Source organism: Streptomyces sp. NBC_00569, from assembly GCF_036345255.1.
Lineage (GTDB): Bacteria > Actinomycetota > Actinomycetes > Streptomycetales > Streptomycetaceae > Streptomyces.
On record NZ_CP107783.1, the window covers coordinates 2,157,415 to 2,183,445 of the forward strand.

At 68.3% G+C, this 26,031-nt stretch carries 21 protein-coding genes and 2 pseudogenes; 11 read left to right on the top strand and 12 right to left on the bottom strand.

The window, feature by feature from the left end:
- Positions 1 to 8: 8 nt before the first annotated feature.
- Positions 9 to 1,313, bottom strand: a complete 1,305-nt coding sequence (locus tag OHO83_RS09970; protein ID WP_330279242.1) for an extracellular solute-binding protein — start codon at positions 1,311 to 1,313, stop codon at positions 9 to 11.
- A complete protein-coding gene (locus tag OHO83_RS09975; RefSeq protein ID WP_330279243.1) occupies positions 1,313 to 3,184 on the bottom strand; it encodes a glycoside hydrolase family 2 protein in 1,872 nt (623 codons plus the stop codon). Before OHO83_RS09975 ends, OHO83_RS09970 begins: the two co-directional genes overlap by 1 nt.
- Before the next feature lie 114 nt (positions 3,185 to 3,298).
- Here OHO83_RS09975 and OHO83_RS09980 point away from each other — a divergent pair, with 114 nt between their 5' ends.
- Positions 3,299 to 3,868, top strand: coding sequence for an SMI1/KNR4 family protein (locus tag OHO83_RS09980; RefSeq protein WP_266675926.1), 570 nt, complete (start codon positions 3,299 to 3,301; stop codon positions 3,866 to 3,868).
- A 110-nt stretch (positions 3,869 to 3,978) separates the two neighbouring features.
- Here the strand turns inward: OHO83_RS09980 and OHO83_RS09985 are convergent, their stop codons facing one another.
- The 3 genes and pseudogenes from OHO83_RS09985 to OHO83_RS09995 all read right to left on the bottom strand — a co-directional run.
- On the bottom strand, positions 3,979 to 4,443 hold the full coding sequence (locus tag OHO83_RS09985; RefSeq protein ID WP_405638259.1) for a DUF4291 domain-containing protein: 465 nt from the start codon (positions 4,441 to 4,443) through the stop codon (positions 3,979 to 3,981).
- A 2-nt stretch (positions 4,444 to 4,445) separates the two neighbouring features.
- Positions 4,446 to 5,639 (bottom strand): RNA-guided endonuclease InsQ/TnpB family protein, encoded by a 1,194-nt coding sequence (locus tag OHO83_RS09990; RefSeq protein ID WP_330279244.1) that lies wholly within the window; start codon positions 5,637 to 5,639, stop codon positions 4,446 to 4,448.
- 107 nt (positions 5,640 to 5,746) lie between these two features.
- Positions 5,747 to 5,953, bottom strand: a pseudogene (locus tag OHO83_RS09995) (DUF4291 family protein); the annotation flags it as partial.
- Positions 5,954 to 6,199: 246 nt separating this feature from the next.
- Between OHO83_RS09995 and OHO83_RS46985 the strand changes: the two are divergent.
- The 9 genes from OHO83_RS46985 (at position 6,200) to OHO83_RS10040 (ending at position 15,698) form a co-directional block, all read left to right on the top strand.
- Complete coding sequence (locus tag OHO83_RS46985; RefSeq protein ID WP_405638260.1) at positions 6,200 to 6,268, top strand: hypothetical protein; 69 nt, start codon at positions 6,200 to 6,202, stop codon at positions 6,266 to 6,268.
- A gap of 237 nt (positions 6,269 to 6,505) precedes the next feature.
- Positions 6,506 to 7,936, top strand: coding sequence for a selenium-binding protein SBP56-related protein (locus OHO83_RS10005; protein WP_330279245.1), 1,431 nt, complete (start codon positions 6,506 to 6,508; stop codon positions 7,934 to 7,936).
- A gap of 397 nt (positions 7,937 to 8,333) precedes the next feature.
- A complete protein-coding gene (locus tag OHO83_RS10010) occupies positions 8,334 to 9,101 on the top strand; it encodes a hypothetical protein (RefSeq protein WP_330279246.1) in 768 nt (255 codons plus the stop codon).
- Positions 9,102 to 9,366: 265 nt separating this feature from the next.
- Positions 9,367 to 10,086 (top strand): GntR family transcriptional regulator, encoded by a 720-nt coding sequence (locus OHO83_RS10015; protein WP_266675916.1) that lies wholly within the window; start codon positions 9,367 to 9,369, stop codon positions 10,084 to 10,086.
- Complete coding sequence (locus tag OHO83_RS10020) at positions 10,083 to 11,102, top strand: ADP-ribosylglycohydrolase family protein (protein ID WP_330279247.1); 1,020 nt, start codon at positions 10,083 to 10,085, stop codon at positions 11,100 to 11,102. Before OHO83_RS10015 ends, OHO83_RS10020 begins: the two co-directional genes overlap by 4 nt.
- Positions 11,103 to 11,147: 45 nt before the next feature.
- Complete coding sequence (locus tag OHO83_RS10025) at positions 11,148 to 12,623, top strand: purine-cytosine permease family protein (RefSeq protein WP_330279248.1); 1,476 nt, start codon at positions 11,148 to 11,150, stop codon at positions 12,621 to 12,623.
- Entirely contained in the window at positions 12,620 to 13,585 is a 966-nt protein-coding gene (locus tag OHO83_RS10030) for a PfkB family carbohydrate kinase (RefSeq protein ID WP_330279249.1), read from the top strand. The genes OHO83_RS10025 and OHO83_RS10030 overlap by 4 nt, the downstream gene beginning before the upstream one ends.
- A 431-nt stretch (positions 13,586 to 14,016) precedes the next feature.
- Entirely contained in the window at positions 14,017 to 14,688 is a 672-nt protein-coding gene (locus OHO83_RS10035; protein ID WP_330279250.1) for a HEAT repeat domain-containing protein, read from the top strand.
- 5 nt (positions 14,689 to 14,693) lie between these two features.
- Positions 14,694 to 15,698 (top strand): MerR family transcriptional regulator, encoded by a 1,005-nt coding sequence (locus OHO83_RS10040; RefSeq protein ID WP_330279251.1) that lies wholly within the window; start codon positions 14,694 to 14,696, stop codon positions 15,696 to 15,698.
- Positions 15,699 to 15,839: 141 nt separating this feature from the next.
- On the opposite strand, the gene OHO83_RS10045 is transcribed toward OHO83_RS10040, so the two are convergent.
- The 4 genes and pseudogenes from OHO83_RS10045 to OHO83_RS10060 all read right to left on the bottom strand — a co-directional run.
- On the bottom strand, positions 15,840 to 16,529 hold the full coding sequence (locus OHO83_RS10045; protein ID WP_329432871.1) for a DUF6445 family protein: 690 nt from the start codon (positions 16,527 to 16,529) through the stop codon (positions 15,840 to 15,842).
- Positions 16,530 to 17,130: 601 nt separating this feature from the next.
- Positions 17,131 to 18,201 (bottom strand): PP2C family protein-serine/threonine phosphatase, encoded by a 1,071-nt coding sequence (locus tag OHO83_RS10050; RefSeq protein ID WP_330279252.1) that lies wholly within the window; start codon positions 18,199 to 18,201, stop codon positions 17,131 to 17,133.
- Between the two features lie 1,344 nt (positions 18,202 to 19,545).
- Entirely contained in the window at positions 19,546 to 19,860 is a 315-nt protein-coding gene (locus tag OHO83_RS10055) for a hypothetical protein (protein WP_330279253.1), read from the bottom strand.
- An 87-nt stretch (positions 19,861 to 19,947) separates the two neighbouring features.
- A pseudogene (locus OHO83_RS10060) lies at positions 19,948 to 20,163 on the bottom strand (transposase family protein); the annotation flags it as partial.
- A gap of 818 nt (positions 20,164 to 20,981) precedes the next feature.
- Between OHO83_RS10060 and OHO83_RS10065 the strand changes: the two are divergent.
- A complete protein-coding gene (locus OHO83_RS10065) occupies positions 20,982 to 22,277 on the top strand; it encodes a phospholipase D-like domain-containing protein (protein WP_330279254.1) in 1,296 nt (431 codons plus the stop codon).
- A 341-nt stretch (positions 22,278 to 22,618) separates the two neighbouring features.
- Here the strand turns inward: OHO83_RS10065 and OHO83_RS10070 are convergent.
- The 3 genes from OHO83_RS10070 to OHO83_RS10080 all read right to left on the bottom strand — a co-directional run bounded on the left by OHO83_RS10070 (position 22,619) and on the right by OHO83_RS10080 (position 25,934).
- Positions 22,619 to 23,415 (bottom strand): IS5 family transposase gene (locus OHO83_RS10070; protein ID WP_405638262.1). Its coding sequence is split into 2 segments (ribosomal slippage): positions 22,619 to 23,080 and positions 23,083 to 23,415, totalling 795 coding nucleotides; the frame shifts between segments, so codons are not numbered across the junction.
- A 414-nt stretch (positions 23,416 to 23,829) separates the two neighbouring features.
- Positions 23,830 to 24,948: a winged helix DNA-binding domain-containing protein gene (locus tag OHO83_RS10075; protein WP_330279255.1), complete on the bottom strand. Its 1,119-nt coding sequence runs from the start codon at positions 24,946 to 24,948 to the stop codon at positions 23,830 to 23,832.
- Entirely contained in the window at positions 24,945 to 25,934 is a 990-nt protein-coding gene (locus OHO83_RS10080; protein ID WP_266675896.1) for an MDR family NADP-dependent oxidoreductase, read from the bottom strand. The genes OHO83_RS10075 and OHO83_RS10080 overlap by 4 nt, the downstream gene beginning before the upstream one ends.
- Positions 25,935 to 26,031: the final 97 nt, after the last annotated feature.

Genomic DNA, 26,031 nt, shown 5'->3' on the forward strand with positions numbered 1-26,031 from the left:
CGTGCGGCTCAAGCCGGGTTGGGCTTGCTCAGGTAGAAGTCGAGAGCCTTGACCATCTTGTCGACGGCGACGGACGCGGAGTTGGCGCCCACAAGGGCGGTCTGCATCGCCTGGCACATCTGGACCTGCGAGTCCGCGCCGGCTCCCATGAACCAGGCGGGCGGGTCGAGCGCCGGAGTCTTCGCGGCGGCCGCGTACTCGACCTGCGGCTCCAGATGCCGGTACTTCTGCGACTCGACGATCGGCAGGTAGCCGGGAATGTGCCCGGCCTGGGCCCAGGTGAAGCTGGCCTTGAACAGTTCGGCGACCAGACGGTGCGTGGTGCGCCGCCGCTCCTTGTCGGGATTGTCCTGGTGCGGCAGTACGAACATGTGGGCATCGGCCCAGCCCGCGGGGCTGTCGTAGATCTGGGGGAACGGGGCGGCGCCCAGCTCGATGCCCTTGATCTTGCTGAACGCGGCGGAGTCCCACTCGCCGGTGAAGATCAGCGGAGCCTTGCGGGAGGCGAAGGCGCCCACCGACGTGGCCGGGTCCATGGTCCGGCACTGGGGTGCGACCAGCTTCTGCATGAAGGTGATGACCTCGACGGCCGTGTCCTTGTCGAGGCGAGTCTTCTTGCCGGACAGGTCGAACTCGGCGCCCGTCTGCTGGTACAGGGACCAGAACATCCGCCAGTTCTGGGCGGCGTCGTTGACATGGCCGTACACCGGCCCGAGGCCGCCTTTGTTGACGGAACGCAGCTTCTTCGCCGCCTCCAGACAGCCCTCCGGGCCTCCGAAGGGAAGGAGCTTGCCGTCGCTGTCGACCAGACCCGCCTTGTCCATCACCTCCTTGTCGTAGAAGACGACGAAGGGGTGGGTGTCGAGCGGCAGCGCGTACTGGCCGCCGTCGTACCGGCCGCGCTTGGCCGTGACCGGGTTGATCTGGTCCAGGCTCACCCCGAACTCCCGGAACAGATCCATGTCCCAGGGGTCGAGCAGCCCGCCCGGCGCATACCCGGCGAACCGCGACACGTGCATGATCGCGACGTCGGGCGCGCGGCCGCCGGCCGAGGCCATCGCCAGCTTGGTGTAGTACGACTGGCCCCAGTCCAGCACCGTCGTGGTCACCTTCAGGCCGGGAGCCCTGCCCTCGACGGTGGCGACCATCTGCTTCATCAGGCCGCCGTCGCCGCCGGTGAAAGGGTTCCAGTACTGGATGGTGCCGGTGCTCGCGGCGGCGATCGAGCTGCACGCGCTCAGGGCCGGGACTGTCGCGGCCGCGGCGGCCCCGAACAGGGCGCCGCTCAGCAGGCTCCTGCGGGAGACGGCCATCACGCCGCCCCCTCGTCGTCCGACTCGATGGCGGCCGAGCGCAGTTGAGCCGCACGGACCCGCTCGACGTCGAGCTTGACGGAGCGGTCGAAGCGGTAGACGCCGTTCTGCTCCTGGAACACGTCGGTGAGCTGGGTGTAGCAGTAGCCGAACATGTCCGGGTCGTCCAGGAGCACCCCGGTCAGACCGGCGAAGCGCTGATGGAACTCCTCCTCGTCCCGGGGCCGCTGACCGTATCCCCACGAGGCGTCCCGGTCCTCGCCACCCGCTGCCGCGGCCTCCTCCGGGTTCCACCAGATGCCGCCGAACTCGCTGCAGAAATAAGGCTGTCCGCGGTACGGCACCGACCATTCGCTGTCGCCCGGCTCATCCTGCGGATTGATGAACGGCGCGTTCTTGTCGAGCCCCGCCATCAGTTCCCGGAAGGCTTCGGGGTCCTGCTCGTAGCAGTGCGAGTCGTAGACGTCCGTCTCGGCGACGCGGTGGGAGTAGCCGGAGGCGTCGAGCACCGGACGTGAGGTGTCGGCGGCCTTGGTGGCGAGGAACATCGCACGGGTCGCGTCGTCCAGCGTGGTGTGCCGGTCGTGGAGCTGCTGACGCGTCTCGTTGAGCGGGCACCAGCCGATGATCGAGGGGTGCGAGTAGTCCCGCTCGACCGCCTCCAGCCACTGGGCGGCGAAGCCGGCGGTCTGCTGCTGGTTGTCGCCGCTCAGCGGGCCACTGCTCGCGCCCCAGTCGCCGAACTCGCCCCACACCAGGTAGCCCAGACGGTCCGCGTGGTGGAGGAAGCGCTCCTCGAAGACCTTCTGGTGCAGGCGGGCCCCGTTGAACCCGGCGGCCAGCGACAGCTCGATGTCACGGACCAGCGCCGCGTCATCGGGCGCCGTCATCAGACCGTCCGGGTACCAGCCCTGGTCGAGGACGAGACGCTGGAAGACCGGCTTGCCGTTCAGCAGGACCCGCTTGCCCTCGATGGTGACCGAGCGCAGCCCCGCGGTGCAGCGGGCACTGTCGACCACGGTGCCGGAGTCACTCACCACGTCGAGCTGGATCTCGTACAGGTGCGGATCCTCGGGCGACCAGGTCCTGCGCCGCTCCTCCGGGAGAGACAGCACCAGGCGCGGAGCGAGATCGAGGTGCGCCGCGACCGAGGCCTCGACCACGGTGCCCTGCTCGTCGGTGAGACGTGCCCGGATGCGATGGCCCGCGCGGCTGCCGGACAGAGGGAGTTCGAGGTGGAAACAGCCGGCGGCGAGGTCCGGGGTGATGCGGGGCCGCCCCAGATGCGTGTCGGCCACCGGCTCAAGCCACACCGACTGCCAGATGCCGGTCGTGCGCGTGTAGTGACAGCTGTAGTTGGCGTACTGGTCGGACTGCTTGCCACGGGCCTGCGGGCCCTGACGGGAGTCTCTGGCGCGCACGACGACGACCGCCTCGTCGCCCGCGCCCACCACCCCGCCGAGGTCAGCACTGAAGGAGGTGAACCCGCCGCTGTGGCGGGCCACTTCACGTCCGTTGACCCACACCGTGGCGTCGTGGTCGACGGCCCCGAAGCGCAGGACCGGACGTCGGCCCCGCCAGCTCTCGGGGATCCGGACTGTGCGGCGGTACCAGACGGCCTGGTGGAAGTCGGTCTCCCCGATGCCCGACAGCTCCGACTCCGGGCAGAAGGGGACCGTGATCCGCTCGGGCAACTCTGCGTGGACCAGGCCGCGTTCGAGCCCGCTGTCACCCGGGTCGAAAGCGAACTGCCAAGTGCCGTTGAGAGTGAGCCAGTCATCCCGGACGAAGCTGGGGCGAGGGTACTCGGGGCGCGGCACCTCGGCGTTCCGGGGATCGGGATGGGGGCGCACTTCAGACAGATTTGACATCGTTGTCTCCTCGGACGGCCTCAGCGATGGCGCTCATCACAGCACAGGACTTACATCGTTAAAAAGACTTGCGAGCCATGTAGTTGACCGAACTCGCCGAGCGGCCGCGCCCCCATGGCCCTGAGCTTGCATGAGCGGGACGTCGACAAACGACGTTTTGCCGCCGAGGATCTGCAGGTGACCGATGACGAGTTCATAGCGGCTGTCCGCGCATATGCGGCTGACGAGGGACTTCCCGGCCCGGCTTCGCCGGAGGATGCAGCTGCCTTCGAGCGGACCGTGGGGCACCCGATGCCCGGCTTGCTGAAAAGGATCTACCTGGAAGTCTGCAACGGTGGCTTCGGGCCGTGGGAGGCCGTGTCTCTGACGGATACGGGAGACTGGTTCAGCGACTGCGAAGACATCAAGATGGCGTACCGCGACTTCTCCGATCCCGAGCGGGGCCTGCCTTCGGGGCTCGTGCCTCTCATGGACCGGGGCTGCGCCATGTGGGCTCTCGTCGACTTCAAGACGGCGGACGGGCAGATGTGGGACTGGGATCCGAACCTCTGCTGCAAGGAACACACTCTGGCCCCACTGAGCCAACCGCTGGCCGAGTGGCTCGCCGACTGGTTGCGTGGCGCTATGCCTGACGGGTCTTACCCACACCGCGAGCTGGCCGCCAAGGACTGCCCCATCGCGTGAATGGCCCTTCCCCTACCGTGCGTTGCTGCACGGCAGCCGTTGCAGCGTTCACAGACCTTTGCCGCCATGTGACCCGTGGGTGGTGGCGGCGGTTGTGCCCGGATTGCCAGTCAGGGACACAGGTGGGCCAGGAGTTCTGCACTGGCGGGGTATCCCTGCTCAGGGGGGAGCAGTCGGGTGGCCGAGTCCAGTTCGCCGTCCTTGACGAGTGCGTGGATCTCGTGGGCGAGCGGGGTCACGTCGCTGATGGACACGATCCACTCGTCCGCGTAATGCGCCGATGCCTCACCCGAGAGCCCCAGTTGCAGCGAGCGGTGTGACAGGGGACGCAGGTGCAGATCGCGTTCGGGATCCCACTGGACACGGACCGGTGCGCGCTTGAGGTCACGCTGCCAGGTGCCGCGATCGGGATGCAGTCCGCGAACGTAACTCGACAGGCAGGCACGGCTCAGCGCCCAGTCGAAGCCGTCGCGAGTGATCTCGACGGCGAGGACGGTCTCCTGCCCCTCCTTCGTGCCCCAGCCGGAGCGGTACATCATCCACTTGACATGCTCCCCCTCCTGAAGGAGGGGGATTCCTACGGCTCGCGCCGTGGGGTTTTCTGCTTCGTCGCCGACTGCCCGCCCGGAGAACTCCGTTGAGGTCTTACACCAGCTCCACAGACTGTCACCGCCAGCCCGGCGGCCAGAAGATTGCGTGCCGCGTTCACGTCCCGGTCATGGGTCGTGCCGCACTCACACGTCCAGGTACGGACGTGGAGCGGCATCGTGCCCTGCACGCTGCCGCAGTGGGAGCACAGCTTGGACGAGGGGAAGAAGCGGTCGACCGCGATCACTTCCCGCCCGTACCAGGCGGCCTTGTACTCCAGCATGCTCCGCAAGTCCGACCACGCCGCATCCGAGATGGCGCGGGCAAGTCTCCGGTTCTTGACCATGTTGCGCACGGTCAGGTCCTCGATCACGATCGTTTGGTTTTCACGAACGAGTCGAGTGGTCAGTTGGTGCAGGTGGTCGCGGCGACGGTCGGCGATGCGGGCGTGGATCTTGGCGACCTTGCGCCGGGCCCTGGCCCGGTTCGCACTGCCGGGCGCTTTCTTCGCCATGCGGCGCTGCGCCTGGGCGAGGGCGGCACGGTCCTGGCGTTCGTGCCGGAGGTTGGCGATCTTCTCCCCGGTGGACAGAGTCAGCAGATGCTCCAGACCGACGTCGATTCCCACTGCCGCATCAGCAGCGGCAAGTGGCGCGATGGCCGGGTCCTCGCACCGCAGGGAGACGAACCAGCGCCCCGCCGCATCCTGCGACACGGTCACCGTGGACGGGGACACGCCCTCGGGCAGCGGGCGCGACCACACGATGTCCAGCGGCCGGGCCATCTTCGCCAGAGTCAGCTCCCCGGCACGGAACCGGAAACCGCTGGTGGAGTACTCGGCAGATTTCCGCGACTTCTTCTTCGACTTGAAGCGCGGATACTTAGCCCGCTTGGCGAAGAAGTTGGTGAACGCCATCTGCAAGTGCCGCAACGTCTGCTGCAACGGTACGGAGGAAACCTCGTTGAGGAACGCCAGTTCCCCTGTCTTCTTCCATGCGGTCAGCATGGCCGAGGTGGCGTTGTAGTTGACCCGCTCCTGCCGCGCCCACGCTTCGGTGCGGGCGGCAAGCGCGAGGTTGTAGACCTTGCGCACGCATCCGAACGTGCGCGACAGCTCGGCCGCCTGCGCATCGGTCGGATAGAAGCGGTACTTGAACGCCCGCTTCACACAAGTCGTGGCCACGCTCACAAACTAGTGCGACCGATGTGTGAGACCAAACCTGCGGGCCAGAGCACGGCCTTTCGCCCTGGGGGGCGAATGACCCCACCTTGCCCTGCTCCGCAGGAGTCCGTTTCCTCCCCTGCCTGAAGGCAGGGGTATCCACGGAGGAACCCGATGAAACTGGGTTTGATCCACGTCATGCGGTCGGGCTTCCACGCGGCGGGAAAACGGCCGTCGCGGACGGCGGGCAGTCCGATCTCAGGGCGGTACGCCTGATAGACGGTGATCGTGGATGCCGTGTGAAGCGCGCGGATCCTGCGGTGCGGTTCTTCCATGGCGTACAGCGTGGGCTCGGCCGACTCAGGTGACCACCGATTTTCGACTGTTGCGCGACGCGACGGAGCACGCCGGGCGCAAAGGCAGGAAGCCGCCCGTGCGGGCCAAGTAGCGTCCGAAGTCAGAACGGAGGTTCCCCGTGCAGCCTGGCATCGGGCCTCGTAGGCGGCCAGGAGATGCGTGGTCCCGGCTTACGAAAGGTCTGTGAACACGGCTTGTTATGGATCAAACCGTCATTCCTGTGGATGCTGTACCGCTGCGGCCGCGCCGATCATCCAGGGCATCGCCGCGGAGAGCCAGAGCAGCAGCTGTAAAGGAGGCAGAGGTGACCGTCGGCCGGAAGGCCCGGTGTCCGCTCGCCGCCGCCCTCTCAGCGAGCCGCACACTGAGGCGGTCCGTCGCCGCCTTGGCAAGGCTCCGGGGCTGTGAAACGCTCGTTATATGGCATATCCGCCCTCCTGCGTCCGCACATCGATCTCGAACGGGTGAGCCCGGCTGCCTGTCGGGGGTCCCCCAGGATCCAGGCTCCCGTTCGGGAGTGAGGAACAGCCATGACGACGACGGAGCACGCTCACGAGCGCGACGACCACAGTGACCCCACCTTGTACCGCACTCCGGCGGACGCCGTCGCCGCGCCACCGGAGGAGTTCGCCTATGTCGTCGCTTTCGACCCGACCGCGCAGCGCCCGGACGCGTTGTTCACCGTCGACACCGACCCCGGGTCGCCCGCATACGGCCGCGTGACCGCCCACGCCGAGCTGCCCGGACTGGGCAACGAACTGCACCACTTCGGCTGGAACGCCTGCTCGAGCGCGCTGGCGCATGCCGGTCATCACAACGCTGCGCGGCGCTATCTCATCGTCCCGGGACTGCGCTCCTCCCGGCTGCACGTCTTCGACACCAGCCCCGAGCCCGCCCGCCCGCGCCTGATCAAGGTGATCGAGCCCGAGGAGTTGGCCGCCAAGGCCGGATATTCGCGTCCCCACACACTCCACTGTGGCCCCGACGGAGTGTTCCTGTCCTTCCTGGGCGGCGCGGACGGTGCCGACGGGCCTGGCGGCGTCGCACTGCTGGACCACGAAAGCTTCGACGTGCTGCGCGCCTGGGAGAGCGACCGCGGACCGCAGTGGCTCTCCTACGATCTCTGGTGGCATCTGCGCCAGAACGTCGCCGTGACCAGCGAGTGGGGCACCCCCTCGATGATCGAGGACGGCCTTGTACCCGAACTGCTCCTGGGGCGCCGATACGGCCACTCACTGCACTTCTGGGAGCTGGACTCCGGCCGGCACCTGCAGCGCGTCGATCTGGGGGATGAGAACCAGATGGTGCTGGAACTGCGTCCCGCGCACGACCCCGAGGCAACGTGGGGCTTCACAAACACTGTGGTCAACGTGGAGGACCTGTCGGCGTCGGTCTACCTGTGGAACCGGGAGGGCGAGGAATTCGTGGTCCACAAGGTGATCACCGTCCCTGCCGAGCCCGCGCAAAAGGAGGACCTGCCCCCGGCACTGCAGCCGTACGGCGCCGTGCCCCCATTGTTCACCGACATCGACCTGTCGGTGGACGACCAGTGGCTGTACGTATCCGCGTGGGGAACCGGCGATCTGCATCAGTACGACGTGAGCGACCCGTTCCATCCGAAGCAGACCGCGTCCGTGCGTCTGGGCGGCATCGGCAGCCGGCAGCCCCATCCCGCCGAACCGAACACTCCGCTCACGGGCGGAGCGCAGATGGTCGAGCTCAGCCGCGACGGGCGGCGCGTGTACCTGACGAACTCCTTGTACAGCGCCTGGGACGCGCAGTTCTATCCCATGGGCATCGACCCATGGATGGTCAAACTCGACGCCGACACCTCGCACGGCGGGCTGTCCGTCGACAGCCGCTTCTACCCGCACGGCCCGGACTTCCTGGGCTTGCGCGTGCACCAGACGCGCCTGCAAGGCGGCGACGCCTCCTCGGATTCGTACTGCTACCGCAGCTGACCGCTTGTGCTCCGCGAGCGCCGACGCCGGTGCTTGCGGCGGTTGCCGCCGTGGCGGCGAGGCCACTGCCTGTCATGCCGGCCCCTGGGCAATCCGGGCGGCGGACGGCACGGTAGGTCCCCTGGAGGCCACGCCGGTTCCGACGTCGGCTGGGCAAAGACTGCTTCGGGACCCGCCGAAACGGCTCGACTGGATGCCGCCCCAGATGGTGTGAAATGCAGCCGGGAAGGACCGCACAGCGCACTGGCGGTGGCGCGCACCACGTGAGGTTGGGGCAGGTCAGACTTGGCGTGGGCGGTGCCGAATCGCGCACGGGCAGCGCGGTGGAATAGTGAGGTAAGAAGCCGGTTCGCCCGGTCACCGCGCACGCAAGCCCGCTCCCTCGGAGGGAGGGGACATGCTCTCCGTGCTCTACGCAGCAGGCGCGCACACTGACGACGGGGCCGGGTGGCAGCTGCCCCCCGCCGAAACGCTGGTGGCCGTGGTTCTGGTGGCCGTGGCCACTGTGGTGGGCGTCTGGCTGGCGCGGCGCGGATCGGGCCGGTCGACGCTTCTGCTGGCCGCCGCGTCCGGGATTTTGCTGGTCACTGCAGTCCTCGATCTTCTGCCCGACGCGTGGGACGAGGCCCACCAAGCCGGCGTGCCGCTGTGGGGGGTACCGGTCACCGCGCTCGCCTCGTACGCGGTGATGGCTGCCCTGGTCCGTATGGGCTGCCCGTGCGAGCCGGGTCGTGCGGGCGGCATCGGCGCAGCGTCAGGGCTCGCTCTGCACCGCTTCCTGGAAGGTGCGACTTTGGCGCTGACCGCCTCGGTCGCCGTGGTGGCGGCGCTCCTCGTGCACGCGGCCAGCGAGGGCCTGGCGCTGGCCGCTCTGCTGGGGGTGCAACCGAGGCGGCGCATTGCTCCGTGGATCGCGCTGGCCTGTTTGAGCCCGGTCGCGGGAGCCTTCGTGACGAGCGCATTGCCAATTCCGGACGGCATCATGCCGCTGCTGCTCGCCTTCGTTGGCGGCGTACTCGCGCAGGCCGCGTGGGTGGCGCTCAAACTCGCCCATCGGCAGCGGCCCGCGGACCGTCTGGTCCTCGGGGTCCCGGCTGCGATGGCGATGGCTCTCGCGGCCGTCCTCTGCGCACTTGTCGTCCTTGTCGGGGCAGCCGGCCGCTGAACGCGACCGGTCGCACGAGGGCGATGAAGGTCGCGGGAACCGGCGGGCGTGGGCGTACGACCCTCTGCCTCGGGCCCGCGAGGTGCGGCCCGCGAGGTGCGCGGCCGGGCATGGAGGAAGAGCACGTGTGCACGCAGACCGGTCGCGGTCCGTGCTGCCGCGACCGTGGCCCGGCGGTGCGTGTGTCCCCTTCCGGAGATGTGATCCCCAAACCAGATTTGGACAGGTGTAGACAGGTCCAGCTCTCCGTGGCTATCTTCTGGACATGCCTGGACAGGTTCACAAGCATCATCGCGTCGCCCATGTACTGGCCGAGGAGATCCGCACGGGCGTGCACGCCGACGGCAGCAAGCTGCCCGGTGAGTACGCGCTGCGGGAGCGGTTCGGGGTGAGCCGCACGGTCGTGCGGCAGGCCCTGAGCGCCCTCGGCGAGCAGGGGCTCATCGAGACACACGCCGGGATCGGTTCGATCGTCACGTTCGACGGCACACCCCTCGACCAGGGCCTCGGCTGGACCCGGGCCCTGGCCGCGCAGGGCACCGAGCTGACGACGCACACGCTCCGCTTCGAGCGGATCAGGGACGAGGGGCTGGCCACCGAACTCGGCCTGGAAAGCGCCGAGTTCATCGCCCTCGACCGAGTGCGCCGACTGCCCGACGGACACGGCGTCTCGCTGGAGTTCAGCCGGGTGCCCGCCATCGGGCCGCTCGCCGACCTGGCCGAACGCGGCCTCGAGGGCGGCTCCCTGAGCCGGACGCTCACCGCGGCGGGCCACATCCCCGAAACCGGTGACGCGCACATCGCGGTCGCCGGACTCGACGACGCCGACGCCACGGCCCTGCACCGCTCCCCCGGCGAATCCTTCCTCCGAGTCGCCCAGGTGTTCCGCGACGCGGCCGGGGACGTCGTCGAGCAGGTGACGAGCCTGCTCGACCCGTCCCGGTTCCAACTGCACGTACGCACCGGCCGAGGAGGCCACCCGTGAGCATCACCCCCGAATCCGCCCTCTTCGACCGCGCCGCCGGTGCCTTCCACGGGCTTGCGCTCGGCGACGCCCTCGGCATGCCGACGCAGGTCATGTCGCGCGCGGACGTCATCCGCGTCTACGGCACTCTAAGCGGCTTCGAACCGGCGCAGCCCGACAACCCGGTCAGCGCCGGGATGCCCGCCGGGTCCATCACGGACGACACGGACCAGGCGATCATCGTGGCGCGGCTGATCGTGGAAGGCGGCGGGCACGTCGACCCCCTGCGGTTCGCCAAGGAACTCCTGTCCTGGGAACAGGACATGAAGGCCAAGGGATCCTTCGACCTGCTCGGCCCGTCGACCAAGGCAGCCCTCGACGCGGTGGCCCGAGGGACCGACCCGAAGGAGGCCGGCAAGTACGGCACCACGAACGGCGCCGCGATGCGGGTCACCCCGGTCGGAATCGCCTTCTCCTTCAACGCCGACAAGCCGGATCGATTCCTCGACCAGGTCGTCGAATCCTGCCAGGTCACGCACGACACGACGGTAGGCATCGCGGGCGCGGCGGCCGTCGCGGCGGCCGTCTCCACCGGCATCGCGGGCGGCTCGCTCAACGACGTTTTCGATGCCGCCATAGCCGCGTCGGCGGCCGGCGCCCAGCGGGGTCACTGGATCGCGGGCGCCAGCATCTCGGCCCGGATCGGCTGGGCCAGGGAACTGGTCTCCGGCCTCGACGAAGCCACGGCCCTCGACCGTATCGACGCGCTCATCGGCACCAGCGTGGCCAGCCAGGAGTCCGTCCCCGCAGCCTTCGCGGTGCTCGCCCTGACAGGCGGCGACCCGTGGCGCTCGGCGCTGCTCGCCGCGAACCTCGGCGGCGACAGCGACACGATCGCCGCGATCGCCGGTGCGATCGCCGGTTCCGTAAGCGGCCTCGCCGCTCTGCCCGCCGACGCCGTTCGCACCCTGCGCGACGTCAATCAGCTCGACCTGGAGCCACTGACACGGCAGTTGCTCACCTACCGCACCCCCTGACAACACCCCCTTCTGCCCTTCTGCCCTTTGTAAGGAGGTTCCGCGATGGCCGCTTCGACGAAGAACGACCGCGTCGGCACCGTGGAGACCCGAGGGATCGAACCGGTCCCCGACAGCGAGCGGCACGGCCACGCGAGCCAGATGTTCTGGACGTGGTTCGCCGCCAACATCTCGATCCTCGGGCTGCCGCTCGGCGCGACGCTCGTCGCCTTTCGCGGACTGAACATCTGGCAAGCCGTGCTCGTCGCGGTCGTCGGCTCGGTCGGCTCCTTCGCGCTCGTCGGCGCGCTCAGCCTGGCCGGGAAGAAGGGCGGCGCGCCCGCCCTGACCCTGTCGCGGGCCGTCTTCGGGCAGCGCGGCAATCACGGGCCGACGCTGGTGACCTGGCTCAGCCGGGTCGGCTGGGAGACGATCACGACGACCACGGCGGCGTACGCGCTGCTTGCCCTGCTGAACACGTTGTTCGGGGTCGGCCGGGGCACGGTCCTGACGCTGGTCTGCCTCCTGGTCTTCATCGCCTGCACGCTGCTCATCAGCGGGCTCGGGCATGCCACCATCATGTGGATCAACAAGTGGGCGACGATAGCCTTCGGGGTCCTGAACCTGATCGTGATGGGCTTCCTCGTTGCGACCGTCGACTGGTCGAAGGTGCTCGACACCCCGGCCGGACCGGTCAGCGGTGTCGTCGCCGGGATCGGCTTCATCGCCGCCGGAACCGGCATCGGATGGGCCAACGCCGGTGCGGACTACGCCCGTTACCTGCCGCGGGCGATCCCGGGCGGCCGTCTCGTGCGGGCCTCCGCGTTCGGCGCGGGCATCCCGCTGGTGCTGCTGATCTCGCTCGGCTCACTGCTCACGGCGGGCGACCGCACGCTGGCGACCTCGGCCGACCCGGTGTCGGCGATCAACGCGATGCTGCCGTCGTGGATGGCGGTGCCGTATCTCCTCGCCGCGTTCGGCGGTCTGCTGATGTCCAACCATCTGTCCACGTACTCGGCCGGGTTGACGATGATCACACTCGGCCTGCGCGTACCGCGGACCTGGGCGGTCTGCCTGGACGTCGTCCTGATGTTCCTCGGCGGCATCTACTTCATGCTGATCGCCGACGACTTCTACGGCCCGTTCAGCACGTTCCTCACGCTGCTCGCCGTACCGATCTCGGCGTGGATCGGGGTCATCGCCGTCGACATACTGCGCGGCCGGCAGTACGACCCTTCGGGGCTGATGGACACCGGTCACGGCGGCCGGTACTGGTACCGCGGCGGCTTCCATCTGCCTGCCGTCGTCGCGTGGTTGGCTGCGATCACGGCCGGGCTGCTGTTCACGAAGGCCGCGACGAGCGCGGACGACGTCTGGTTCGAGGGCCCGCTGACCGGGTCCTGGCTCGGGGTGAACGGGCTCGGCTGGCTCGTCGCGATCGCGGTCGGCGGTGCGCTGTACACGTTCCTCGGGCGGAGGTCGCCGGTGACCTTCGACTCCCCTGACTCCTCTTCCGTCGCCCTTGAGGAGGCCACCCCATGACCGTCGAGTCCCGTGTCGTCCTTGCCGGGAACGTCATCGCCGACCTGGTCATCGACGTCCCTGCGCTACCCGAGCGCGGCAGCGACGTGATCGGTACACGCACCGAGCTCTACGCCGGCGGTGGCTTCAACACACTCACCGCGGCGCGCCGGCTCGGCGCCGAGGCTGTTTACGCTGGGCTGCACGGCACCGGGCCCTACGGAGAACTGGTGCGGGCCTCACTCGCGGCGGAGGGCATCAAGACTCTGCACCCGGCCCGCACCGACGGCGACACCGGGTTCTGTGTGGCGCTCGTCGACAGCGGTGGCGAGCGGACGTTCGTGACGAGCTTCGGGGTCGACGCGCGAATGACGTCGCCCGAGGCAGCCGCCATCGCCGAAACCGTGCGCGACGGCGACCTGGTGCAGCTCTCCGGGTACGGCCTGGTGATGGAGGTCAACGGGCCGCTGCTGTCCGCCTTGGTGGCGGGACTCGGTGACGGTGTACGGGTCTGCTTCGACCCGGCGCCACTGGTCGCGGACATCCCGGCCACGGTGCTCGACCCGGTGCTGGCCCGGACGGACTGGCTGAGCTGCAACGCCCGGGAGGCCGGGCTGATGACAGGCGTGACCGCGCCCCCCAAGGCGGCCCGGATGCTGCGCGAGCGGCTGCGGGACGGTGCCGGGGTGCTCGTGCGGGCCGACAAGGACGGGTGCTGGCTGGCTCCGCCGGGGGACGGCGACGTGGTGCACGTCCCCGGGTTCCCGGTGGACGCGGTCGACAGCAACGGGGCCGGAGATGCGCATGTGGGCGCATTTCTGGCGCTGTTGGGGCAAGGCGTCGGGGCGCTCGACGCGGCTCGGGGCGCCAATGCGGCTGCTGCGCTTGCCGTGACACGGCGGGGACCTGCGACCGGGCCGACCCGGGATGAGCTCGCGGCGTTCGTCGGTCCGACGCTGGCCGGTGTGCTGCGGCTGCCGTAAAGCCCGGGGCGATGGAAGCGGGGTCACGGGGGCTCTGCCCCGGACCCCGCTTCCATTTCCATCCGGTCAGAACGCTCGGGCATGGTGCGCACCAGCGCGTCAACGTGCCGGCCGCTGACGCCGGGGCGGGTCCGTCTCGATCACGGTCGCCTGACGGGTAGCCGTGCCAGCCCGATTCAGCTCGCGACAGCTGGAATCGACTAGACGTCCAGGACTTACCGACCCTTGGACGAACCAGGCCGCATGGCGAGCGCTCGACCTGACGCGCGCCTACGCCGCACACGACCGCGCCACGATCATCGAGCACCCGGAGCCGGACCCGCTGGAGTACACACGGGGCATCCCCTCAGTGACTCGTGATCGGGCAGTCGACTCCGTTTGACCTTGACACGGTGACAAGGTCTTCACTGCTTCCCAAGGAGGTGGTTCCGATGACCATGACGCGACAGGACACGGATGCGATTCGCGCGCTCCAGGGACTGGAGGACAGCCGTTCGTCTGTCCGACTGCGGGCTGCTCTGGCGGTCGGTACGGCGCCCGACCCGCGCTTCGTCGACAAGCTCATCCAGCGATGCGCGATCGAGCCTGAGTTCTTCGTCCGCGACATGCTGACCTGGGCGCTCGTCCGCCACCCGGTATCCCTGACGCTCCCCGAGCTGCTCCGCGAACTCCGCTCGGAGCGTGCGCAGGCACGCAGTCAGGCGCTGCACACGCTGTCCAAGATCGGGGACCGGCAGGCGTGGCCGGCGATCACGCGGGCACTGTTGTCCGACGCCGACGCCGAGGTGGCGCGGAGCGCCTGGCGGGCCGCGGTCGTGCTCGTGCCGGAGGGTGAAGAGTCCTCCCTGGCCACGGACTTGGCGGCGCAACTGGGGCGCGGGGAGCAGGGGACACAGCTGAGTCTCAGTCAGGCGCTGGTCGCGCTGGGGGAAGTGATCGTGCCGGTTGTGCAGGCCGCGACGACGGCTGATGACCCGGGCGTGCGTGCGCACGCGCTTGCCACACAACGGCTGCTGCGCGACCCGGACGCCGGATTCGAGGTGGCGATCGAGGAGGCCAAGCGCGCCGTGGCCCTCGCCGGAGCCCCTCAGGACGGACGATAGGAACTGTGCTGATCGGTGAGGTGTCGAGACGGTCCGGGGTCAGTGCCCGCATGCTCCGGCATTACGAATCGCTCGGCCTGGTGCGGCCTTCGGGTCGTACGGGCTCCGGATATCGGGAGTACTCCGCAAAAGACATCCGGCGGATCTTCCATGTCGAGAGCCTGCGGTCGCTGGGTATGTCGCTGCGTGAGATCGGGCGTGCGCTTGACGATCCCGGTTTCACGCCCTCGGCGCTGGTCGGAGACCTCATGCGTCAGACGAGCGACCGCATCTCGGCCGAGACCGAGTTGCTCACGCGGTTGCGTCAGATCGACGCCGCGGACCCCGCCGGCTGGGAGGACGTCCTCCAGATCGTTGCGCTCCTCCAGGCACTGGGGTCTCAGAGTGCCGACGCTCGCCAGCGCGCGGCTCTTTCCTCGGTAGGTGGGGTTCCGGTGCCGGTGGAGGCCCTGGTCGAGGCGGCATTGAGCGAGACGGAGCCGAACGTCGCCGGCGTCCTGCGATGGGCGCTGGCACAATCGGGCGACGGCGGCCCGGCCCTGCTCGCGAAGGGCCTCGGCTCGCCGGTGGCCGCGGTGCGGAAACGTGCGGTTCAGTCCCTCGCCGTGATGTCCGGTGATGAGGCAACCGCGCACCTGCGGGACGCTCTCACGGACTCCGACGTCGGGGTCCGTGGGTATGCGGCTCTGGCCCTCGGGACACGTGGAGTGCCCGAAGCCGTCCCGACGCTCATCGACATGATCGTGGAGGGAAGGAACGACACTGATGCCGCCGACGCACTGAGCAAGCTGGCGAGCGACACCGCGATGGCCGATCAGATCGCAGCCAGGCTCATCGACCGCCTTGCCCACGACACGACAGAAGCGCCTGCACGCGGACGGCTGACCCAAGCGCTGGCGGACATTCCGGGGACGACGGTGTCACGTGCCCTCATGGAGCTGTCGCACGATGAGGACCGTGCTGTTGCGCTGACGGCCGCCTACCTTCTTCAGCTCCGCGACGCACGGTGACGGATCTCCATCCGGATACCCCACGGCTCACGGGGCGAAGGAGTGCCGGACCTGTCGCCGTCTACCGAAGGGGACAGCAGATACCAAGGGACGTTGTCCACGCCACTGGCCCCCGCTCCGGGTGGACCCGACGGCAGGCACCTAGGACATCCAGAAGAAGACAGCCGTCATCCGCTTGTCCTCCAGGGTGGTACCCGTGTAACTGGTCGCGGTGTGGATGAGGTTGGCCGAGTACAGCAGCAGTCGGTTGTAACGGGGCGGGACGCGCAGGTCCTCGGTGAAGGAGTCCTCCGGCACAAAGCGAGTGCCGAGCGCGTCGACCAGGTTGTTGTGCGGGGCGAGCACCTGATTTCCACCGAGTACACCGCCGGGCAGGCTCTGGCGGTAGAAGCTGGTGCCGCAGTCCTTGGGCAGCGCCGGACTGAGGTACAGCACCGCTGCGTAGCGGCACAGGCTGCGGGAGTCGGTGTGCGGGCGCGGTTCGCACTCGCCCTTGCCGACGACCTGGACGCAGTTGTGGTTGAAGGTGCCGCCGCAGGCGGGATCCACGGCCCAGAGCTTCTGAGCGCCGGTCGTCTTGCGCACCAGTTTCTCCACGTGCGCCAGTTCTGCCGGCTCAAGACCGGGCATCGTGCGCAGCCCCGGCCACGGCTCGGGCTTGTGAGGGTAGCCCTCCACCCAGTCGTCGCGCTCAAGGATGCGGGCCCGCACAACGTCGGGGTCGGGCAGGACGTTGTCCAGGATCCAGTAGTCCCGACCGCGGGTCGGCTTGCGGTACGGCAGGACCTGGAGGGCGCCGTGGCGTGGGGAGCGTGAGGGCAGGGACGGCATGGCGGGAACGCTAAGCGCCGGAAAGGCAGTACCCCGCCAAAGGGCCGCCAAGTCTGCGGCAAGACATCGTCATGTTGGCAAAGCGGGTGGGACGACTGGCCTCGGCGGTCGGCAGGTTCGTTCCACCGATGGCCGTCTCCGCCGTAGACGTACGGGTTCCGGACCGGCGAGGGTGGGTCATCGACGCGCATGCCTTCACAGCAGGTTGCCGCCAGACCTCACCCCCTTCAACCGGGAGGCAGGGGTGCCAGGGAGCATCCGGGAGTATCTGACACCAGCAGAGACGAGCAGCGTCGGTCAGCAATGGCCCAGAGCAGATCTGGAGGCCAGGCAGAACGCCGATTGATCCAGTACGCCGGATCCGTGCGATCGCGGCGACAAGGCTGAGGCTGGTCCTTGGAGCTTGTGCCCGTCGTGGGCTGCCATCCTCCCTCCTTCTGCTGATGGCCGGCAGCCCGTCAATTGGCTGGGGCCATTGAGGCTGCGCCGAATTCACGCCGCAGGCGTCTCGAGCGAGTGGCAGGCAAGGCACAACGACCCCGACCGTTCAGGTCGTAGGTGTGTCCCCGACTCGGCCGCTGAGGCTCCGCTGCCGTCGTTTCTACGATCCACCTACCTGCGGTGTGGCAGAAGGGCCTTGTCCGACGCTGCTGACTGGGACACGTGTGATCGCGATGGCCGCGACATCGTCTTCGAGTTCTTTGGTGTGCCGGGACAGAGCGGTGAGCATGGCGTCCAGTACGGCGCCGGGGTTTGAGGGAAGGGGACCGGTCAGCGGTGGGACGGGGTCGAAAAAGGTGCCGTATTGGTCGCGGGCTTCGGTGATGCCGTCGGTGAACATCACGAGCGTGGCGCCGGGGGGCAGCTCGAACTGGTCCACCGGGACATCAGGCCCGGCCAGGTCGCCCAGGCCCAGCGGCAGTGATGGCTCCTGCGGTTCCAGAACGGTCACCTTGCCTTGGTGGACCATCAGCGGCGCCGGGTGGCCCCGGTTCGCCATGCGCAGCACAGAATGGTCGGGGGAGATCTCGACGACAACGGCGGTCACGAAGTCTTCGTACGGCGCATCGGCCTGGCGTCTCTTGACGTCCTGCAATTGCACTTCCACGCCTCGGACGACATCGGGCAGGTCGGGCAGCTGAAGGGCAGCCGCGTGGAATGAGCCCAGCAGGGTGTTGACCATGGTGACCGCCTGCATGCCTTTGCCGCGGACGTCGCCGATCACCGTGCGGACGCCGTAGGGGGTGTCGTGGACCGCGTAGAGGTCGCCGCCGATCAGGGCCTCTTCCTGGGCAGCCCGGTACCGGGTGGCGACGGCCAGTCCTCGGACGCGGTCGGGCATTACCGGTAGCACCGCGCGTTGGACGGCCTCCGCCACCTGGCGGGACGTTCTCAGCTGTTCCCGCTCGCGTGCGAACATCCGATTGAGGAGGGCCGCGACGACAGTCAGGACACCGATGGTCGTGAGCCCAATGACATCCGAACGGGCGGACAGAGCAATATGGCCTTCGCGAACAGCTAGGAGCGCACCGGCCACGCAGGCCGCCACACCACTGGTGACCGTCCAGGCCAGGGAGAACATCGGTGCTGCGGTCACGGAGACAGCGGCCAGGAGGGGAAGGGTGTTGGCTTCCGGCCAGGCGAGGTCAATGACCACCGCGGCGAGAAGCATGGCTGCAGGCAGGTAACGAACCCACCGTCTTTTCCTGGAGGCGTGCTCGTGCTCGTATCGCTCCAGGGGCACACTCACCGACGACAAACTCCAGCAGCTCGCGGACCTCGGGCTGACCTGGGCGGCTGGTCAATGGAACGCGTTTTGGCCGATGACAGCTTGGAAGCGCAGCGGGTACAGGCGGCCGAATGGTGGCACGACTTGAGGTAGATAACCCTCCCGTGCCTGCCATTCCTCCCTGGTCTTCCGTCGCGCCCCGGTGGGCCGTGATGACCGTTTCGCCCATGCCACCCCGGCACGCCTGTCGGGCCGGTGGGGCCAGCCGGGCCGGAGGGGCCGGAGGGGCCAGGTGGGCCGGGCAGACCCTGCTGGACGCTGTTCCCCTGGAGGGCGATGCGCCGTGCTTGGAGTTGGTCGATCTGCTGCTGGTGGGCGACGATCACAGCTGTCTGCGCGACGAGCATGATGGTCAGCGCTGCGCCGATTGCAAGGCGGCGTTGCGGGCTGCGCCACGCCTCTTTCGTACTTCCCACATCATTCCTGACGTTGTGTGATGACAAGGGGCAAAGGGCAAGGGTGCGGCAAAGGCGGACCTCTACGTCGAGCGTCCTTCTCGGGGCGACCGGACACCCCACTTCTTCCCATCACTGAGGGGAGAGGCTGAAGCACGTCACGGGCGCAGCGCAGGCGGGCGTGCAAGGACATGTTCACTTACTTCGGGCGCCCGTTCGGCGCGCGAAGAGCCCAAGATGCGTCACGAGCTGCGGCGTTCACTTTCAGCCCACAACCGCTATGAACGCGACGGACCGGGAACGGCCCCCGGCGGCCGGTTGACGATCCCGCGCCGTGCCACCGGCACGTCCGGCACTATCGGCGGCGCCACACCCGTCCGGGCACTGTCCACGACTCCGACTGCACTGTCCGGCCCCGCGCAAGGGCGGAATACCCTCCGGTGCGCGCCGCAGGAGTCGGCCAGTGCGGCCGAGTGTCTAACTTGCAGCTGGCGCAGGCGGAACGACAGCATCCTGCCCGTCCTTCCCGGCCGTGCCGTCCTTCCCGTTCGTGCCCTCCTTCCCGTCCTTCCCGTCCGTGCCGTCCTTGCCTGCCGGGCCGATAGGGCCACCGGGACCTGAGGGGCCAGGGGGGCCAGACGGCCCTGAGGGGCCAGGCTTCACGTTCGCCTGGACGTCGACGGGCTGCATCTGCAGGTCGTCGATCTGCATTTGCTGGGCGACGATCAGAGCTGACTGTGCGGCGAGCGCGACGGTCAGCACCGTGCCGAGCACGAGGGGGCGCCGCGGGCTACGCAGCACTTCAATCACGCTTCTCACATCATTCCTCACGCTATGTGACGGCGAAAGTGTAAAGGACGAGTACGTGACGGGGGTGGACCTGCGCGTCGAGTTCTTTTTCCCAGTTTCTTGTCCCGTTCGGAGACACGATTCCGGGTCTGGCTTGCAGCTTCTCCGCGCGCGGCAACGGCCCCCGCGGCGCCTGGGATGCCCCTTCGACACTGCCGTCGATCCCCACCACGCCGGCCCTGAATCCGATCACCGCGCCCGCTGCAGTGCTCCGCAGCCGCGTGGGCAAGGATGCGGAGGCGTTGCGTTGCGGCACGAGGACGCCGCGCTGCGCCGCCAGATCGGCCGGGTCCGCCACGAACCCGCTTCACCGATGGCCGGGAACGGCTGGGCAGCTTCCGCTTCACCCCCGGCCGGAAGGCCGGAGCACTGCGGATGGATCCCGGTAGCGGTACACGGTCGCGATCCCGATGCGGAACCCCGCGGCGAGCTGGGCATAGGCGCCCTCACGCCTGAGGTGAGCCAGGGCGAGCAGGGCTTGGCGGCCAACGGGCAGGCGCCGCGGATGCGTTCCGATCTCGCGATGCCGGGCACGGAGCTGCCCGGTCAGGTATCGCAGGGTGCGGCTGGACAGTTCGGTGGGCGACGGATGGCCAAGCACCGAAGCTCCCGATGGACGCGGGTCACCTTGGTCGAGAACCCGACTACCAGGAGCTTCTTCGCGTTGTACGGCCAGCAGGCGTTCCCGCCACCACATCTGATGGGGAGAACCTCACTGAGCGTCACACACCAACAGGCTGACCGTCGAACTCAGTTGGAGTGGGCCTCTATGTCTCCGCTCAGACGAGAATGTAGATTTTACGTGAAACTATCGTGGTAATCTTCCGCAAGGGAGGGTAGGGCCAGTTCAGGCTGGTGCGCGCCCGCTTGGGAGTTTGCCCGTGGGGCCGCTGCGCGAGGAGTGGGGCGTAGGCGCCGGCCATCATCGGCGGCTCGCGGCAACCTTCAGGACACTCCGGGGGGACGTTGAAACTTCGTTATCTCGCTGTCGCCACAGCTGCGTCAGCGTCAGCACAGCGCGAGCCGGCGCTCCGTAGTCCACGAGCCCGAAAGGGTTCGCATGCCTTCCCCGCCTTGCCAGGGGTGTAGGCGTTCACCCCAGTCGTCGCCTCGGACGCGTCAAAAGCACGTGGCGGCAGGGGCGCTAGCGCCGGCCCGACGGTATGGACGGTCACCGCGCCAGGCGATTGTCACTCCCCACGGTGACAGCCCATCGGCCGACCGGCAGAGCAACACCCCGCGGTCGCTCACCTGCTCGAAGAGTCTTGCGATGCACGGTGCGGCGACGTAAAGAACATAGTCGGAACGATCGGTAGACAGTAGAAGATTCCGCTGACGGCAGCATCGCTCCTGCGGGCCTCTTGCGGCAAGCCGACTCTTCATCATCAACAGCCCAGCGAAAGGCCGCCCATGAAGCGAATGTTCACGTTAATCACCGCACTGGCCGTCACGGTGCTGGCGCTGACACCGGCGGACGCCGCGGTCAAGAAGGCCAAGGACCCGCTCAGTTGCGAGTCCCGGACCTTCACCTCCACCCCGGGCCCGCGCTTCAACGACCCGGAAGACCCCGCCGCCCAGATGAAGGTCATGGGCCCGATCATCGATTCGATCAACAGTGCCAGCTGCGGGCAGACCATCCGCGTCGCCATGTACTCGATGAGCAACGGACAGCCGGGCCCGGACTTCGCCAACGCTCTGATCGCCGCGCACCAGCGCGGCGTCATCGTCAAGGCGCTGATGGACGCTCACAGCGACAACGCGATCTGGCAGTCGATGGTCACCGAGTTGGGCAACGACCCGCAGGCCTCCAGCTTCGCCGCGATGTGCCCGGGCGGTTGCCTGACCCACTTCGACGGCTCCGCCCTGCACGCGAAGTACTACATGCTCAGCGGCGGGTCCGACGCGAACAGGACGGTGACCGTCAGCAGCGCCAACCCCACCGGTGCCCAGGCCAACACCGCGTGGAACAGCAGCGCCACCGTCAAGGGCAACGTCGAGCTGTACAACTCCTACGTCAGCTACTTCACCGCCATGGCCAAGGGAGCGATCAACGGCCCGGGCCCGCTCGCACCCGACTACTACGACTCCACCAACGGCACGGCGGCCAGGAAACTGTCCCCGCCCTCCTACCAGTGGCCCAAGGCCCGCAGCAGAAGCGACACCTGGGTCGACTTCCTGAACAACATCAAGGCGCCGGCCACGATCAACATCGCCATGTTCCAGTGGACCTCTCACGGGGAGCCGGGCGACCAGAACTATCTGGAGCTGCCGAAGAAGCTGGTGAGCCTGGCAGGAACCGGCGTCAAGATCCACATTCTCATCACCGCCGCCCAGGTCGATGACAGCGTGCAGAGCTACCTGAAGAACCGTGCCAACATCGACGTGCACGACACCACCCGCGGCACCGACGCGAACGGCAACGCTCTGCATTACACGCACGACAAGTACATGATGGTCAGCGGCAATTACGCGGGTACAGCCAACTCCAGGGTCGTGTTCGTCGGCTCCTCGAACTGGACGAGCAACGGCATCTGGCACAACGACGAGTCGGACCTGAAGCTGGTCGGACAGTCCAGCTACGACCCGTTCATGACGGACTGGCAGAACCAGTACGACCGCTGCTGCGGAACCGCGACGCGACAGCTGGGCGCCGAGCAGCGCGCCGAGAAGACGGCACGAGAGATTCCGATCGATCCGAGGCAGCTCCAGGAATAGGCATCCTCGCTCCGCATCAGTACCCGCGAGCCCCAACCCGGGTGGTCCGGCCGGCAGTTGGGGCGAGTGGTATCCGAACGTGAAGATGCTCCTGGTAGACGAGGTCACGACCAAGGTCGCCCGTCCACCAGGAGCTTCTGCGTGTTTGTCCGCCCAGCCGGCACCGTTCGTCCACCCCGGCTCTGCGCTTCCTCGCCGGTGAGCTCGCCGCACGTTCACCGGGGACAGGGCAGGCGTGGGCACCGATTGTCCGCCGGACGGCAAGCCCTGCTGGTTGTATCTGCCGGCCGAAGGTCCGCTCGATACCTCCCAGCCGGACACGCGACAACTAAGAGATCATCTCAATTGGTGAGTCTGCGGTAGCAGATGAGGGTGCAGGCGATGCTGGTGAAGGCCAGGAAGTGGATGGCCCGCCGCTCGTAGCGACGGTGGAGACGTCGGCAGCCGGCGAGCCAGGCCATGGTGCGTTCGATGGTCCACTGGTGGCGCCCCAGCTTCTGTGACGTCTCAACTCCCTTGCGGGCGATGCGGGGTGTGATGTGGCGTAGGCGGAGCCATTGCCGCAGGTGACGGTTATCGTAGGCCTTGTCGGCGTGAAGCTTGGCGGGGCGTCGGCGGCGTGGACCGCGCCGGGATCTGATCGGTGGGATGCCGCGCACGAGTGGTTCGAGGGCCTGGCTGTCGTGGAGGTTGGCGCCGGAGATGCCGACGGAAAGCGGAAGTCCAGTCCGCTCAGTGATCAAGTGGATCTTCGAGCCATACTTGCCCCGATCTACAGGATTCGGACCCGTCAGATCCCCTTTTTCAGGGCGCGCATGTTCACCGAGTCGATCGCGCATCGCGACCAGTCCAGGTCGCCTCGAGCCCCCAGCTCGTCTAGGACCAGGCGATGCAGTTTCGCCCAGACCCGTTGTCGGCTCCACTCCATGAACCGGCGGTGAGCCGTGGCCCCGGACGGCCCGAACACGGGCGGGACCTGCGACCACGTACAACCGGTCGTGGCCACGAAGACAATGGCCGCCAACACCTCACGGTCACCATGACGGCGCCGACCACCTCCTTGCGGACGCGTCGGCGCCTCTGGCACCACCCGCTGGAACAACTCCCACAACCCGTCAGGGACCAGACGCTCAGTCAGCAACACGTCACCAGGCTACCGGCATCTCCAATTGAGATGATCTCTAAGAACTCGCACAGACAGGCGCGGGGGCGCCGCCCCGGCGGCAGAGCAGGCACAGGTCTTGGCGATCATGGAGCCGCAACGCTCTGTGACCACTGGGGAGGCCTGTGCCTGTATTGCCCTCGTGGCTGCGACGAGCCGGGACCGGCCGCCGTTGGGACAACCGCCCGAATCGCCGTCCATGACTGCACACCGGACTCCACCGGGCCGCAGTGCTGTGTCACGTTGCCACGTCGGCCGCCTGACCCCCAACGTGGTGTGAGGGTTGTGCCTTCGGTGCGACCGCGATGACGCAGCACCTCGCGCTCGGATCACCAATCGGGCGCTCGCCTCACCTGGCCTCGTTCCAGCGGTAGATGCCGGGGTGGAACCTCAAGACGAGCAGGTCGCGACCGGGTCGCTGCAGGACACCATCCTGCCTCCCACGAACGGCAGCAGCCGGTCGGCTTCCTGTTCCAGGGCCGCCCGATCGGTTGCGCAGAGCGGTCGGAACGGGGTGAGCCGCAGCGTCCCGGCGTCGAGGGACCAGGTTCCCTGCACCCGGCCGTCCGCCAGGAAGGTGGGCCGTACCTGGGCCCGGCCGGGCATCACCCGCTTTCGGTCCTCGTCGCTGATGACGCGGGTCCGGTCGGCGTGGCCGAGCAGGGCGTTGTCGAAGGCAGGCAGCAGCCGCACCGGGGCGGGGGTCTCGGGGTCGGGCAGCTCAGCGTCGGCCAGATCGATCAGTTCCCTGCCGTCGGGGCCGCAGTAGCGGCGCAGTTCGGCGCGCATCTCCGCGACGACCTCGCCGAGGCGGGTCAGCCCGCACCAGGCCTGAACATCCTTCACTCCCGCCGGGCCGAAAGCCGCCAGATAGCGGCGGATCAGCTCCTTGGCCGAGGCCTTTGCGGCAGGCGCCGTCGCCGCCATCGGCTGTCCCAGCCAGACCTCGGCGGGCGTGACCGAGACCGCCGACCGGTTGCCCCACGAGCCCCATGCGCCGGTGTCCGCGCCATGTACGAGGGGAGTGCGCAGCTCAACCTCCCCGGCCAGAATGCGCCCGTCGCGTCCCGGATGGCGTTCGGCCAGCCGCCGGGCCAGCTCGTTGCGCGACAGCGTCCCTCCCGCGAGCAGGTCGAGTCCCTCGGCCACCAAGGACGCCGTGTCCAGGCCCGTGTTGTTCCGGGTGAAGTGGGGCGAGCCGGCCGTGCGGTCGAGAACGGGCTGCAGCAACGGCCGCAACCGACGGTAGTCGTCGGCCGCGGCGAGGTGCTGAGTACTGCGGAGCAGACCGGAGCGGACCACCTGCCGGTCCTGCAGCAGTGCGGTGAGCACGGACTGCGCGAACGTGTGGATCCTGCTCCACAGCCCGACATAGGCCCAGTTGGGCTCCTGTGCCTGCAGCGCAACCAGTCGCCCGATCACCTCCAGCGGGGTGCGATCGGTGCGGGTCAGCAGGAACTGGCGTTCCATCAACGCCCGGTTCAGGGCCCGGAGGGAGAGTGTGGTCACGACAGCCGCACCGAGACATTGCCCCGGTAGGAACCCCGCAGCAGGGAGAGGAACGCCTGCGGCACATCCTCGATCCCGCCCTCGACCACTGTCTGCGGGTAGACGAAGCGGCCCTCGCCCAGCCAGCTGCTGAAGTGCTCGCGCCAGGCGGCGATCTGATCGGGCGTGTGGTAGCAGGAGAACGGCAGCAGCTCGACTCCCTTGGCCTCGGCCGCCGCGCGGTCGGGCCGCGGAAAGCGCTGCGCCGCGTCGCCGAGCTGGCTGGACAGTGAACCGCAGAGAGCGAAGCGTGCTCCGGGCCGGGCCGCCTGGAGCGCAGCGTCGTACTGCTCGCCGCCCACGACGTCGAAGAAGACCGAGATGCCCTCGGGCGCGAGTTCCCCCAGCCGGTCGGCCAGGGAGCCGTCGTGGTAGTCGAAGGCGGCGTCGTAGCCGAGCTCGTTCACCAAGTAGTCGGCCTTCGCCGGGCTGCCGGCGCTGCCGATCACCCGCGCCGCGCCAAGGCACTTGGCGATCTGCCCGGCCAGCGAGCCGACCCCGCCCGCCGCGCCGGAGACGAAGACCACGTCGCCTTCGCCTACGGCCGCTACCTCGGCCATCCCGTAGTAGGCGGTCGGGCCCTGGCCGAGGTAGTAACCGGGGTCGGCGAAGAGCTCGCGGTCGAGCTTGAGGTACGAGCCGGCCGGACCGGCCGAGTACTCGCTCCAGCCGGTCATCGACTGGACCAGGTCGCCGACCTCGAGTTCGGGGCTGTCGGACCGGACCACGGTGCCGATGGCGGCCACCCCTACCCGCTGCCCCGGCTGCCAGGCGGGGACCGGGATAGTGCAGTCGGCCCGCATCAGCTCCAGGTAGGTCGCGGCGAGCCCGACCTGGTCGGTGCGTACCAGGACCTCGCCGTCCACCTCGGTCTTGGCGACGGTGAAATGGTCGAGCATGGGGGTGCCGGTGATCTGGGCAGTCAGCTGGATCTCACGGGTGATCATTTCTCTGTCCCTACCTCGGGTGTGTCCGGTGTTCCCGTCGAGATCGACCCTAGGGAGGCTTCCGGCCACTTTCTGACCGGAAGCCGAGGCAGGATGT

Excerpts from the sequence above, each read along its gene's own strand:
- OHO83_RS09970 (WP_330279242.1), bottom strand. The coding sequence starts at position 1,313 with ATGGCCGTCTCCCGCAGGAGCCTGCTGAGCGGCGCCCTGTTCGGGGCC.
- OHO83_RS09975 (WP_330279243.1), bottom strand. The coding sequence starts at position 3,184 with ATGTCAAATCTGTCTGAAGTGCGCCCCCATCCCGATCCCCGGAACGCC.
- OHO83_RS09980 (WP_266675926.1), top strand. The coding sequence starts at position 3,299 with ATGGCCCTGAGCTTGCATGAGCGGGACGTCGACAAACGACGTTTTGCC.
- OHO83_RS10005 (WP_330279245.1), top strand. The coding sequence starts at position 6,506 with ATGACGACGACGGAGCACGCTCACGAGCGCGACGACCACAGTGACCCC.
- OHO83_RS10010 (WP_330279246.1), top strand. The coding sequence starts at position 8,334 with ATGCTCTCCGTGCTCTACGCAGCAGGCGCGCACACTGACGACGGGGCC.
- OHO83_RS10015 (WP_266675916.1), top strand. The coding sequence starts at position 9,367 with ATGCCTGGACAGGTTCACAAGCATCATCGCGTCGCCCATGTACTGGCC.
- OHO83_RS10025 (WP_330279248.1), top strand. The coding sequence starts at position 11,148 with ATGGCCGCTTCGACGAAGAACGACCGCGTCGGCACCGTGGAGACCCGA.
- OHO83_RS10030 (WP_330279249.1), top strand. The coding sequence starts at position 12,620 with ATGACCGTCGAGTCCCGTGTCGTCCTTGCCGGGAACGTCATCGCCGAC.
- OHO83_RS10035 (WP_330279250.1), top strand. The coding sequence starts at position 14,017 with ATGACCATGACGCGACAGGACACGGATGCGATTCGCGCGCTCCAGGGA.
- OHO83_RS10045 (WP_329432871.1), bottom strand. The coding sequence starts at position 16,529 with ATGCCGTCCCTGCCCTCACGCTCCCCACGCCACGGCGCCCTCCAGGTC.
- OHO83_RS10050 (WP_330279252.1), bottom strand. The coding sequence starts at position 18,201 with ATGCTTCTCGCCGCGGTGGTCATTGACCTCGCCTGGCCGGAAGCCAAC.
- OHO83_RS10065 (WP_330279254.1), top strand. The coding sequence starts at position 20,982 with ATGTTCACGTTAATCACCGCACTGGCCGTCACGGTGCTGGCGCTGACA.
- OHO83_RS10080 (WP_266675896.1), bottom strand. The coding sequence starts at position 25,934 with ATGATCACCCGTGAGATCCAGCTGACTGCCCAGATCACCGGCACCCCC.